The organism is Deinococcus radiopugnans ATCC 19172, assembly GCF_006335125.1.
Classification (GTDB): domain Bacteria; phylum Deinococcota; class Deinococci; order Deinococcales; family Deinococcaceae; genus Deinococcus; species Deinococcus radiopugnans.
In genome coordinates this window covers 1-12,333 of record NZ_VDMO01000047.1, presented here as the reverse complement: position 1 = coordinate 12,333, position 12,333 = coordinate 1, and the positions used below count along the sequence as shown (strand labels likewise).

The window sequence follows — 12,333 nt, the reverse complement described above, 5'->3', positions numbered from 1 at the left end:
ACACTCAAGGGCATCCTGCTGCCACGCCGCTGTTACAACTCGGTCGCTGAACTTCGGGCGGCCCTCCTCACCGGGCTGAAGATCCTCGGGACAAGGTTTATCTAGATGTTAAGTGCGGCATACTTAGGTGGTGTTAGACCGAATGCACAACCCAGGCGGCACATTCGAGGATCACGAGGTTCTGAAGCTGGAGTTGAATCAGGAAGGTCACACCTTCGCTGACGATCTGGCCGCCCTGCTGGACGCCGAAACATGGCGTGCCGATAACTTTGCCAGTGCTGTAGAGGGCATCAAAAGCCGCCAGCAGCAACGGTTGGATGAGGCCCGCATCCGCCGCGAAAAGATGCCAGTTGTGAAGAAAATCCAGGCGAAGTTCAAGATCCCTACCACTGAACTCGCCGCCGCAGCGGCCATAGAGATGAACCTTCTGACCGAAGCCGAGCGCGACGTCTTACTGGAAGTGCCGTCAAAGACGACGAAAACATTAACCGCAAAAGCTAGTGATTCGCCCCAGGAAATCCACTTCACCTACTCCCTGCTCAGCGCCGAGGCGCACGCCATCTACCGCCCTGCCGACGGCAGTTGGACGGTCAAGTCGGGAAGCACGGCCCTCAATCGCGTGCTGGGCGGGAACGGGACCAATGCAAAGGGTATAGAAGGCCGCAGACAGGGCCAGATGAAAGCGGGTCTGCTCGCCGAGAAAAACGCTGAACTACTGGAATACGTTCAGGACGTGGTTTACAAGAGTCCCAGTATGGCGGCAATTGATATCTCCGGAGCGTCCCGCAACGGCTGGGACTGCTGGAAAGATGCCCAGGGCCGCCCAGCCCAACACTACCGCCCGCAATAACTCTCAGCCCTCGCGCGCCCGCCGCGACACCGTGCCCGTGAACAGTGCCAGCACCTCGCCCTCCTCACCACGCCGGACCTCCACGCGGTACGTCGCCAGGGTGCGGCCCACCCGCTCCGGCGTGGCGACGGCCACCAGTTCGTCGCCCACTTTTGCGGCGCGGAAGAAGCTCAGGTGGGTGTCCACCGCCACCGCCTGCGCCTCCAGATTGCTGATCACCGCGAACGCCTCGTCGGCCAGACTGAAGATCAGGCCGCCGTGCGCGGTGCCGTGCATGTTCAGGCCCGAGTCGGTCACCACGGCGCGGACGCGGGTGCGCTGCGGCGCCGCCTCCAGCACACTCAGTCCCAGCAGATCGGCGTAAGTCATGCGGGCAGGCTAGAGCATGGCGCGTTACCCTGGACGGCATGACCCGTCCTCTGAAGTTCCTGCTGGCATTGCTGCCCTTCCTGCTGGTGTCGGGCGCGGCCCGTCCGGTCCAGCGCAGCGGGGCCGCCGATGCCCGCTAAACCGGACGTGCTGATCGTCGGTGCGGGGCTGGCCGGGCTGGCACTGGCCCACGACCTACAGGGCCGGGGCCTGGGCGTGCGCGTGCTGGACAAGTCGCGCGGGGTCTCGGGCCGCGCGGCCACCCGCCGCACCCCGCCCCCGGAAGCCCGGTTGGACCACGGCGCACGCTATTTCACCGCCCGGCACCCCCGCGCCGTGGCGCTGGCCGAGGGCGGCGTGCAGGCCGGCTGGAACCGGGTCTGGACACAGGGCTTCGCCGCCTGGGAAGACGGCCAGATCACGCCGCCACCGCAGGACGGTCACCCGCGCTATGCCCCGCCCCTGGGCATGAGCACGCTGGGCCGCGAGCTGGCGCGCGGGCTGGAGGTCCAGACCGGGCTGGAGGTCAGCAGCCTGGAACGCCTGCCCGGCGGCTGGCGTGTGCATTCCCGCGACGGCGTGGCGGGCGAGGCCGCGCGGCTGGTGCTGAACCTTCCCGCATCGCAGGCGCTGGCGTTGCTGGACCCGCTGCTGCTGGACGACACGGACGATCTGGACCCTCTGAACACGGCGGCCGAGCGGCTGCGCCGCGTGGAATACGCCCCGTGCTGGGCGGCAGGCGTGGTGCTGGACACGGACATCGGGGCCGGGTGGCCTGCCCTGGCCCTCAAAAACCATCCGGTGCTGGACTGGATCGCCCGCGAACACACCAAACGCGCCCCCGGCCACCCGCCCGCGCTGATGCTGCAGGCCTCGGCGGGGTGGTCCCGCGCCCACCTGGAAGGCCGCCCCGACGAGGTACTGCCCCACCTGCTGGCGGCGGCGGCCGATGTGCTGGGCCAGACACTCCGGCCCGTTCACGCCTTCGCCCACCGCTGGCGCTACGCCACCCCCGTTCTCCGCGCCCCCGGTCCCTGCCTGTGGGACGCGGTGCTGAATCTGGGCCTGTGCGGCGACGGCTTTACCCCCGACAAGCACGGCGCGCGCGTGGAGGCCGCCCTGCTCAGCGGCTGGGCGCTGGCGACGCGGATGGGCAGCGATGACTAGTCGCGCTGTGTCTGGCCCCGTGCGTTCCATGCTGTATGTGCCGGGCGACAAGCCCCGCGCCATCGAGAAGGCCCGTACGCTGGACGCCGACGCCGTGATTCTGGACCTGGAAGACGCGGTGGCCCCCGAGCACAAGGCCGAGGCCCGCGCCAACGTGCGCGCGGCGCTGCTGGCCGGCGGCTGGCGCGTGCCCGTGCTGGTGCGCGTCAACGGCCTGAACACCGAATGGGAACACGAGGACCGCGAGATGGCGCTGCTGTCGGGCGCGTCCGGGCTGGTGCTGCCCAAGGTGGAGGATGACCGCGCCGCCTCGCAGCTGGCGCTGGGCTGCCCGCTGTGGGCCATGATCGAGACGCCGGCGGGCGTGCTGAATGCCCCGGCCATCGCCGCCGTGCCGGGGGTAGCGGGCCTGCTGGTGGGGGCCAATGACCTGGCCCGCGTCCTGCGGACGCGCCCGCACCCGGAGCGGCTCCCGCTGCTGCACGCCCTGTCGGCGGTGGTGCTGGCCGCCCGCGCCCACGGCAAGCTGCCGCTGGACGCCGTATTCAACGACGTGCGCGACCCGGCCGGGTTTGCCCGCGAATGCGAAGGGGGGCGCGCATTGGGCTTCGCCGGCAAGACCGTGATTCACCCGGACCAGATTGCCCCGGCCAACGCCGCCTACGGGGTGACCGACGAGCAGGCGCGGCAGGCCCAGGCGTTGCTGGACGCCTGGGCACACGGACGGGCCAGCGGCAAGAGCGTCGTCACCCACGGCGGCGCCCTGGTCGAGCAGATGCACGCCGACGAGGCGCAGGAGGTGCTGACGTTGTGGGCGGCCACCCAGCAGGCCATTCAGGAGAGCGGGGCGGAAAGCAGCCACTGACCACCGCGTTCACGTCTGAACTGCGTCCCGGACCACCACGCCTGGGGGCAGGAGGCGTAGCCTGGGGGCATGAGACGCCTCCTGCTCGCCCCACGCGAACCGGTCAACGCCCTGACCCACTGGGCCGGCGCGCTGGCGGCGCTGATCGTGCTGGGGCCGCTGCTGTGGTGGGCGCACGCCCGCGGGCTGGCGCTGTGGCCCTTCGTGGTGTTCGGCGTGAGTATGGTGGCGCTGTACTCGGCCAGCGCCAGTTACCACTCGTTTGGGCGCAGCGAGCGCAGCATGTTGTGGCTGCGCAAGCTGGACCACGCGGGCATCTTCCTGCTGATCGCGGGCAGTTACACCCCCATCGCGTACTTCGGGCTGCATGGCGTGTGGCAGAGCGTGGTGTTGTGGGTGGTGTGGGGCATTGCGCTGACCGGCATCGTGCTGAAGCTGGTTACCATGCGCCTGCCGCGCTGGGTCAGCACGATGCTGTACGTGGGCATGGGCTGGCTGGCCGTGATTTTCCTGCCGCAACTGGTTCATAACCTGCCCGCCGCCGCGATCGTCTGGCTGGCGGCGGGCGGCGTGCTGTACACGCTGGGCGCGCTGGTGTACGGCACCCGGCTGATCAAGGCGCGCGAGCAGGGCTTCTGGCGGCACTGGGGCTTCCACGAGATCTGGCACCTGTTCGTGCTGGGCGGCACCGGGGCGCATGTGGCGATGATGTTCAGCCTGCGCTGAGCCGGCCCGGGGCGACTGATCCGGCGGGCGGCAGACCCGCGTAGGCGCCCGGTCTGAAGACGCCCTGAGTCTTCCCGGACCCCACCGCCGACGCGAGGCTCCACCGGGGAGCGCAAGCGACAGCATCAAGAACTCTTCCCCGCTGATCGGCATTCACGACGAGGAGCGCCTGCCATTGCCCAACGACACGGGACGGCCACCGCCCGCCGCCGGGGAGCTGGAGGCACGGCCCCATCCGGACGCTCAGGACACCACCGAGAGTTTGGCAGGGTTTGGAAGGGTAGCGCGCAGGCCTCGGCGGCGCGGGCCTCAGCGCAGCGCCTTAACCATGCTGTCCACGTCGAAACGGAAGGCCTTCAGGAACGTCTCGCCGGCACTGCCCTGCGGTCCCAGTGCATCGGTATACAGCGGCGGAGCGATCCGCGCGCCCGTCTCCTTCGCCAGCGCCTCGGCCAGCCGGGTGTTCACGGTGTTCTCGGTGAAGATGACCTTCGCGCCGCTCCTTTTCACCGCCGAAATCAGCGACGCCAGCTCCCGCGCGCTCGGCTCGCGCTCGGTGCTGAGGCCGGGAATCACGGCGCCCACGATCTTCAAGCCGTAGCGGGCTGCAAAATAATTCAGCGCGTCGTGGTTGGTCACGATCTGGCGCCTGCTGGCCGGCAGGGCGGCAAACTGCCCTCTGGCGTAGGCATCGGCCGCGCCCAACTTCTTGAGGTACGCCGCCGCGTTGGCGGCGTAGGTGGCCTTGCCGGATGGATCGAGGACGGTCAGGGCCTTCTGCGCGTTCGTCACATAGCCGGCCGTCAGGTTCAGGTCCCACCACGCATGCGGATCGGTGCCGCCCTCTCCCGCCCGCAACTTCAGGCCCGCCGTCAGGGTCTTGACCGGAACCCCCGGCGCGGATTTCTGCAATTGCGGCAGCCACGGCTCCAGGCCCTCGCCGTTGGCGAACAGCGCCCGGCTGCGGGCCAGGCTGCGGATCACGCCCGTGGAAGGCTGAAAGGTGTGGGCGTCGGTTCCGGCGGGCACGATGGTGTTCACGGCCACCCGCGTCCCACCGACGTTCTTCACGAAGTCCGCGATGATAGAGGTGGTGGCGCTGACCTGCACCGGCGCGGCGGCAGCCACCCCGGTGAGCAGCGAAAGACAGAGGGGAGCGGACTTCAACATCCGAGAATGATAATCCATTATCAATATCTGGCGCAAGCCTGCACGTTGACGCGTGGGTCGGCCGCCCCAGCGCCGGGACCAAACGGCAAGGGCGGAAAGCCCTTGAATCGAGCTTCCCGCCTGCGGTGGTGTGGTTGGACGTTACCTGGTTTCGGTCAGGGTAAAGCTGCCGCTGCCCTGGTAGGCGTAGACCTCCCAGCGGTAGGTGCCGCTGCCCGCGTTGTAGGTCAGGCTCTCGTTGCTGCCCGAGCCCTCGCTGGCGGCCACGTCCACCCAGCTGCCGCCGCTCTGCTTTTGCAGGTACAGGTCGAAATCGGTGCCGCCGGGGCCGCTCAGCACGCCCTTGATGCTGCCGCCCGCGTGGCTGAAGCCGCTGCTGTACACGCTTCTGCGGCTGCTGACCGATCCGGTGTAGGTGGTGGTTCCAGCGGCAGGCGGTGGGGGCGGGGTGGTGCCGCCGCCCTCGCCGGTGAACAGCAGCTTGTTGGGGCTGCCCGTGCCCGCGCCGCTGACCTTGCCCGGCGTGGTGTTGCCCAGCAGCGTGCTGGTCACCGTGGCGGTGCTGGCCCCGGCGTTTCCAGCCAGAATCAGCGCCACCGCGCCCACCACATGCGGCGTCGCCATGCTGGTGCCGCTGATGGTGTTGGTGGCCGTGGCGCTGCCGATCCAGGTGCTGGTGATGTCGCTGCCCGGCGCGAACAGGTCCAGGCACGAGCCGTAGTTGCTGTAGCTGGCCCGCGCGTCGGTGCGCGTGGTGGCCCCCACCGTAATGGCGCTGGCCGCGCTGGCCGGGGACACGTTGCAGGCGTTCTGGTTCTCGTTGCCGCCGGCCACAACCATCACCAGGTTGCGGGCCGCCGCGTTGTTCACCGCGTCGTTGACTGCCTGACTGAAGCCGCCGCCCAGGCTCATGTTCGCCACCGCGGGGCCGGACTTGTTGTTCAGCGCCCAGTTCACGCCCGCGATCACGCCGGAGTTCGACCCCTTGCCGTCACAGCCCAGCACCTTGACCGCCACCAGCTGCACCCCCTTGGCCACGCCCCAGGTATTGCTGCCCACGGTCCCGGCCACATGGGTGCCGTGGCCCTGGCAGTCGCTGTTGGTGCCGTCCCCGGTGGTGTTGGTGCCCCACACGGCCCGCCCGCCAAAGTTGGTGTGCGAGGTGTTGATGCCGGTGTCGATGATGTACGCCTTGACGCCGCTGGCGGTGGTGTCATAGCTGTAGCTGCCGTTCAGCGGGAGGTTGCGCTGGTCGATACGGTCCAGGCCCCAGGTGGCTCCGCTCTGGGTGGCGGTGGCCCGCATCACCCCGTCCTGCTCGATGTACTTCACGTCCGGATTGGCCTGCAGGCGGCTCAGGTTCTGGGCGCTCAGGCGAGCCGAGAAGCCGTTCAGGACCTGCGAATAGATGTTCTGGATGCTGACGCCCTGCGGGTCCAGCCCCAGGCCGCGCACCAGCGCACCCGCGTTCTGGCTGTCCAGCGCCTGCGCCACCGTTTGCGCCGCCACTCGGCCCGCCCCCTGACTCAGCACCACGATGTACTGGCCCTCAATGGCCTCGGGATTCGCGGTGCCCAGCAGCGGCGCCTGGTCACGGCTGCGCCCCGAAGCGGCGTCCGAACCCAGCATCACGCCCACGGCGGCGTTCGGTGCGGCAGGCGCAGCGGCGCTGTCCGGCGCACTCTTCTGGCTTCCACAGGCCGCGAGGGTCAGGGTCAGGAACAGCAGGCCGACAGTGCTACGTCCATTCATGTAAAACCTCCAGAAAGCTTTCCAGACCGTAGCTGAAGTAAGACAGCAGGCCCCGTTCCATGTCGCCATGGCAGGTCCTCTGTCAGCCCCGAACTCTCGTTTGGAAATTGGAGGAATGATAAACGCAGAAGCCGAGCCGCCGTGTGAAATACCCGACGACGACCGCAGGCGCATTACCAGTCTGCATTCAATGAAGAAAAGACGGCGAATTGCAATTTTATTCAAAGGAATGCATAGCCCTGACCTTGACAGGTTGGCGTCTGACCTGCCGCAACGTCTCCAAACTCGCCGCGAGCCGGGCCAACGGGAAGGGCCTTCCCAGTGGGTGCGTATTGAGGCGGCAACCGTATTACAGGTTCCAGCCGCCCGCCACCTCCAGTTCCTGGCCGGTCACGTAATCGCTGGCACGCACGAAGTACAGCGCGGCGTCCACCAGTTCGGCCACCGTGCCTGCACGCCCGGCAGGGATCTCGCGCAGCGGCTGAGACACGCTGGTTTCGATCACGCCGGGGCTGACCACGTTGACGCTGACGCCGCTGCCCGCCAGCACCGACGCCAGCGAGCGCGACAGCTGCAGCACGCCGGTCTTGGCAATCACGTACGGTACGATGCCGGGCCGCGCGGTCAGGTTGTGCGCGCCCGCGTAGCCCAGATTGACGATGCGGCCGAAGCCTGCGGTGCGCATCAGCGGGGCGGCCTCCTGGCAGGTGGCGAAGGTGGAGGTCAGGTTACTGCCCAGCATCTCGGCCCACTCGGCGTCGGTGGTCTCCAGCAGCGGCCGGTTGACGTAGTTGCCCACGTTGTTGACCAGCACGGCCAGCGGTGATCCCGAGAAGGCGGCGTGCGCCCGCCGGACCAGTTCGCGGGCCTGGGCGGCGTCCCTGAGATCCGCCTGCAGGGTCACGGCCTGCACGCCCACGTCCTCGCACCGCTGGGCGGTGTCCTCGGCCTGCCCCGCGCTGCCCCGGTAATGCACGGCCACCCCGTAGCCCTCACGCGCCAGGGCCACGGCCAGCGCCCGCCCGATGCCGTGGGCCGCGCCGGTCACCAGTGCGGTTCCCCTCACGGCTCCCTGCGCTGCGCCAGGGCCACCAGCGTCTGCGTGTAGGTGTTCAGAGGGTAGGCGGCGGCCTCTTCCAGCGTCACCCAGGCCCATTCCTCGATTTCTTCGTTGGGCGTGACCTCGGTGCGGTCCGTGCGGGCGAAGTAGTCGAACAGCAGCATGTGGCTGGGCTTGTGGAACTCCGGCGACAGGACCGCCTCCTGTGTCTGGGCGTATTCGATGTCGCGCAGGACCAATCCGGTTTCCTCGCGCAGTTCGCGGGCCACGGCGTCCAGCAGCGATTCTCCCCAGTCCACCTTGCCGCCCGGCACGCCCCACAGCCCGCGCCATTTGGTGGTCCGGGCCAGCAACACCCGCCCGTTTCCGTCCCGCACCAGCGCTCCCACACACACCAACGGCCTGTCCATGCGGCCCAGGCTACGGTGAAAGCAGGCGACAGGGTGTGTGGGGGGCCACGGCGAAGCCTTTAGGACAGCAGCGGCAGCAGGCCGGCCATCGGCGACAGATCAGCCAGTTTCAGGTCCGCCACCCGCCGCCGCTCGCCGGGGTAGACCGTGAAGTCCGGGGCCAGCAGCCGTTTTTCCGGCGCCCAACCGATGATGTAGGCGTGGGTCAGGGCGGCCACGGTGGTTCGGGGCTCGGCGCGCAGGTTGTAGTGGTAATACACCTGGATGTTGATGTCGCGCGGCTCCCGGTGGTTGAAGGCTGGCCTGAACATCTCTGGAATCGCGGCAATGCCGTGATGGTACGACAGCGACGACTTCACCGAACACTTCGCGTCCGTTCCGTCCTTGCGGCGAACAACGACATCGTGGCCCGCGTCAGGCCGTGTGGCCTGCTTGTCGACGGCGGACGCGGCCACCTTTCCCTGCCCGGTCAGGTAGGCGATCACCGCCAACTCGGCGATCTCGCCCATCAGCAGGTTGTGGAATTTCTCCAGCGGGTCCCGGCCATGCAGATCGGCGCGGTCAACCACGTACGGCAGCAGGTGCGCGCAGGTCCGCGCGGCCTCCTGAACCATCGCCTCGGACACCAGCCCGTCCAGGGGCACGGCGTTGGCGGCGCTCAGGGGCACGCGGCTCCAAAAGCGTCGCGCAGCTCGGTGGGGATGGCACGGACGGTGACGTGCTCCTGCGCGACGGCCTCCGTCACCTGTTCGGCCTGCCAGGTGTAGACGGTCACGGGCCGTCCCGCCTCCACCACCCGCTGCCGGAGGTCTTCGAGCACTTCCGGGTTGGTCCGGGTCAGGTACAGCAGCGCCCGGTCGTCGGCCCAGTGCTGCTGCAGGGCACAGGCCGGACGATAGTCCACCAGCGCCTGCAGGTCCCGCAGTTGCAGGGCGAACCACAGCTGTGCGTGGGGGTCCGCCTCTGCCGGGCCAGCGGCCGCCCGCAGGTAGGCGAAGTCCCCACCCAGCCCCGGCACCTCCACCGGGCCGGAGCGGGTGCGGTAGAGATAGCCCTGGACCCCGCGGCCCACGCGCTCACGGGTCACCGACCGGCACAGGTTCTTGTGCGGCTCCTGGGGGCTGGCCTCGGTGGAGGACACCAGAATAAAACGCCGGCTGGAACCGGGCTCCTCTGCATTCAGCGCCAGAACCGCGTGGGCGGTGGTCCCGCTGCCCGCGAAGAAGTCCAGCACGGTATCGTCGGGGCCGGTGGCCTGAGCGATCAGGGTCTGGATCAGCGACAGCGGTTTGGGATAGCTGAAGCCCACGCCTGCCGTCTGCAGCATCTGCCCCAGCAGCGTGGTGCCCTCAGCGTTCAGGCCGCTGCGCAGCACGGTCCGGTTCTGCGCGCCATCCTCATCTTTGAGGCCCACGATCCAGCTCGAAATCGGCTTGCTGGGCCGCTTCACCTCCGAGCGAAAGCGCTTGTAGCCCGGCGTGCCGTAGCCCAGCCGCCGCCCGACGTACTGCGACAGGTACGCCGTCTCCTCCTCCGGGGTGTCGAACAGCCCCAGCTGAAGAAAGTGCGGGGCCTGCCCTGCCTCAATCGCGGCCCGCAATTCGGCCAGCGTGGCGTAGCAGGCGGTGCGGTCCCGCCTCGGAAAGATCACGCGGCCTTCGCGGATCAGCTGTTCCATGGTCTCGCGCCGCAACTTCTGCCCCTTCTTCACGAATCGCTCGGAGGCAAAAGCCCAGACCCGCTTGGGATTGGGGGCATACCACACGTCGTCCTGTGGGTTGTGGACCGGATAGAACCCGTTGGGGCGGGCCCGGTGGTCATGCGATTTGGACAGGTCGCCGCGCTTCCACGGGTCGGGGTTGCCGGGGTCAAGGTCTCGGTAGCCCGACAGGTCCTTGTCCAGTCCCGCGAATGAGAAGCCCGGCCGCGCATAGCACAGCACGTATTCATGGTCGACGCTCAGGAAGCTGGGCGGCACGTCGTTGCTGCCCGAACGCCGCCGCCACACGAAAGTGCCCACCTTGCCCCCCACGAGCACCTGGTCCAGCAATAGGGTCAGGCGGGCCACCTCGTAATCGTCGATAGACACGAACAGCACGCCGTCTGGCGCCAGCAACTCCTGAGCCAGCCTCAGGCGCTGGGCCATGAATTCCAGCCAGGCAGAATGGCGGTAGGCATCGGCCTTGCCGTGATAGCGGTCATGATAGGCCAGCTCCTGTCCCCCGGTGTTGTACGGCGGATCGATGTAGATGCATTTGATCCGCCCCCGGTGGGTCAGCCCCAAGAAGCGCAGGGCATCAAGGTTATCGCCCTCGATGATCAGGTTGTGATGGGGCGCGTCGCCCACGCTCAGGCCCAGGTCGAGAGTCAGCGTGGGGGCCGGCACCGCCTCCAGCTCTTCCCGTTCCCACACCAGCCCGAACTGCTGCGCGGCGTCCCGGCGCTCCAGCAGTTCGATCAGGGCTTCCCGGTCAAGCCCGGCGTAGCGGGAATCCGTCACCATCGGTCCTGAGCAGCGCGGTCAGGCGCCGGCATTTGAAACAGAGTCCACACGATGCAGCCATCATAAAACACCCGCGCCCCAATCCACAGATCGGCCCGCCTGCAAAGGAGGTGCTAGCCTCACGGCCATGAACCTCAAAACCGATGATTACCGCGTAAAGGTCGGCAAGACCGTTCGGCTCAAAAACTGGAAGACCGACGAGAAGGGCGGGCTGGACAAAAAAGAGGGCAAGGCCTGGGCCAAGGTCCTGGCCGACGAGCTGGCCGGGTGGCAGGAGCGGCTGTATGCCGAGAACAAGCAGGCGCTGCTGATCGTCTTGCAGGCGCGGGACGCGGGCGGCAAGGACGGCACGGTCAAACACGTCATCGGGGCGTTCAACCCGAATGGGGTTCGCATCGCCAACTTCAAGGTGCCCTCCGAGGAGGAACTGGCCCATGATTTCCTGTGGCGGATTCATGCCCAGACGCCAAAGACGGGCATGATCGCCGTATTCAACCGGAGCCATTACGAGGACGTACTGGTCACCCGCGTTCACGCCATGATCGAGGAAGATACTGTCCGACGGCGTCTGGACCATATCCGCAATTTCGAAAGCCTGCTGACCGACTGCGGCACGCGCGTTCTCAAGTTCTACCTGCATGTCAGCCAGGACGAGCAACAGGAACGCCTGCAAGATCGCCTGGACAACCCCGACAAATTGTGGAAGTTCAACACAGGCGATCTGGAAGAACGTGCCCTGTGGGATGAATACACCGAAGCCTATGAGGACGCGCTGACCACCAGCACGGCGGCAGCACCCTGGTATGTGATTCCCGCCGATCACAAATGGTTTCGCAATTTGCTGATCAGTCAGGTCATCCTGGACACCCTGAAAGACATGAATCCCCAGTTCCCAGCAACCGATCTGAACCCGGATGAAATCAAGATCAAGTAGCCCCTTCGATTACAGTCATCTCAAGCTGTTGGCATAGAGCGCGCGACGGTCGATTGGGCAACGCGTAAGCCGAAACCTTTGGACAACTTGGCGACGCTGCCTCCTTCTGTACGATTCAAAGTTCATCGAAGAGTAGAGGAGGCAGCGCCCTGACTAGCGAATCGACACAGTGCCATTTCAATAGCTGTATGGAGCTCGAATTCGGAAGAACGCGTGCTCGAGAATTTTCGCTAGGTCCGAGAGAGCTCCAAAGGCCATGCGCAAGCTTGTTGCCCTTGTAAAGCCAGAGCCCCTGCCTGCCTCCCTGTACTTCAGAACTCAATGGCGATGGATGAAGCCGCTGACTTACGGCCAACGCTCACAACACACAAAAAAAGCCCCCTCCGAGGAGGGGGTGGGGTGGAGCGGGAGACGAGATTCGAACTCGCGACATCTACCTTGGCAAGGTAGTGCTCTACCAGCTGAGCTACTCCCGCAAAACATGCGCCGAGGGGCGCATGGGAAGGGAAAAGAAAAAACCCCCGCAC

At 67.0% G+C, this 12,333-nt stretch carries 12 protein-coding genes and 1 tRNA gene; 5 read left to right on the top strand and 8 right to left on the bottom strand.

All coding sequences use genetic code 11. The annotated features are described in order from the left end of the window. The first annotated feature begins 130 nt into the window (after positions 1-130). Positions 131-850 (top strand): DUF4357 domain-containing protein, encoded by a 720-nt coding sequence (locus tag FHR04_RS20285; RefSeq protein WP_249039244.1) that lies wholly within the window; start codon positions 131-133, stop codon positions 848-850. A 3-nt stretch (positions 851-853) separates the two neighbouring features. Here the strand turns inward: FHR04_RS20285 and paaI are convergent, their stop codons facing one another. Continuing rightward, positions 854-1,219 carry a hydroxyphenylacetyl-CoA thioesterase PaaI gene (gene paaI / locus FHR04_RS20280; RefSeq protein WP_139404994.1) on the bottom strand — a complete coding sequence of 122 codons (366 nt, stop codon included), beginning with the start codon at positions 1,217-1,219 and terminating at the stop codon, positions 854-856. 129 nt (positions 1,220-1,348) lie between these two features. Here paaI and FHR04_RS20275 point away from each other — a divergent pair, with 129 nt between their 5' ends. The 3 genes from FHR04_RS20275 to trhA all read left to right on the top strand — a co-directional run bounded on the left by FHR04_RS20275 (position 1,349) and on the right by trhA (position 3,977). Further along, positions 1,349-2,386, top strand: a complete 1,038-nt coding sequence (locus tag FHR04_RS20275; RefSeq protein WP_139404993.1) for an NAD(P)/FAD-dependent oxidoreductase — start codon at positions 1,349-1,351, stop codon at positions 2,384-2,386. Continuing rightward, positions 2,379-3,251, top strand: coding sequence for an HpcH/HpaI aldolase/citrate lyase family protein (locus FHR04_RS20270; protein ID WP_139404992.1), 873 nt, complete (start codon positions 2,379-2,381; stop codon positions 3,249-3,251). Before FHR04_RS20275 ends, FHR04_RS20270 begins: the two co-directional genes overlap by 8 nt. Positions 3,252-3,320: 69 nt before the next feature. After that, a complete protein-coding gene (gene trhA, locus FHR04_RS20265) occupies positions 3,321-3,977 on the top strand; it encodes a PAQR family membrane homeostasis protein TrhA (protein ID WP_139404991.1) in 657 nt (218 codons plus the stop codon). Between the two features lie 309 nt (positions 3,978-4,286). Here trhA and FHR04_RS20260 read toward each other — a convergent pair whose 3' ends face one another. The 6 genes from FHR04_RS20260 to FHR04_RS20235 all read right to left on the bottom strand — a co-directional run bounded on the left by FHR04_RS20260 (position 4,287) and on the right by FHR04_RS20235 (position 10,869). Next, positions 4,287-5,147 (bottom strand): metal ABC transporter solute-binding protein, Zn/Mn family, encoded by an 861-nt coding sequence (locus FHR04_RS20260; RefSeq protein WP_139404990.1) that lies wholly within the window; start codon positions 5,145-5,147, stop codon positions 4,287-4,289. Between the two features lie 141 nt (positions 5,148-5,288). Continuing rightward, on the bottom strand, positions 5,289-6,899 hold the full coding sequence (locus FHR04_RS20255; RefSeq protein ID WP_139404989.1) for a S8 family peptidase: 1,611 nt from the start codon (positions 6,897-6,899) through the stop codon (positions 5,289-5,291). 349 nt (positions 6,900-7,248) lie between these two features. Beyond that, positions 7,249-7,965: a bifunctional dihydropteridine reductase/dihydrofolate reductase TmpR gene (gene tmpR / locus FHR04_RS20250; RefSeq protein ID WP_139404988.1), complete on the bottom strand. Its 717-nt coding sequence runs from the start codon at positions 7,963-7,965 to the stop codon at positions 7,249-7,251. Further along, a complete protein-coding gene (locus FHR04_RS20245; RefSeq protein ID WP_139404987.1) occupies positions 7,962-8,369 on the bottom strand; it encodes an NUDIX domain-containing protein in 408 nt (135 codons plus the stop codon). The genes tmpR and FHR04_RS20245 overlap by 4 nt, the downstream gene beginning before the upstream one ends. Before the next feature lie 59 nt (positions 8,370-8,428). After that, a complete protein-coding gene (locus FHR04_RS20240) occupies positions 8,429-9,037 on the bottom strand; it encodes a hypothetical protein (protein ID WP_139404986.1) in 609 nt (202 codons plus the stop codon). Beyond that, positions 9,028-10,869: a site-specific DNA-methyltransferase gene (locus FHR04_RS20235; protein ID WP_170214053.1), complete on the bottom strand. Its 1,842-nt coding sequence runs from the start codon at positions 10,867-10,869 to the stop codon at positions 9,028-9,030. The genes FHR04_RS20240 and FHR04_RS20235 overlap by 10 nt, the downstream gene beginning before the upstream one ends. Positions 10,870-10,999: 130 nt before the next feature. On the opposite strand from FHR04_RS20235, the gene FHR04_RS20230 reads away from it, so the two are divergent. Next, positions 11,000-11,806 carry a polyphosphate kinase 2 family protein gene (locus FHR04_RS20230; RefSeq protein ID WP_139404984.1) on the top strand — a complete coding sequence of 269 codons (807 nt, stop codon included), beginning with the start codon at positions 11,000-11,002 and terminating at the stop codon, positions 11,804-11,806. A gap of 400 nt (positions 11,807-12,206) precedes the next feature. Here the strand turns inward: FHR04_RS20230 and FHR04_RS20225 are convergent. Next, positions 12,207-12,282, bottom strand: a tRNA-Gly gene (locus tag FHR04_RS20225). Positions 12,283-12,333 lie beyond the last annotated feature (51 nt).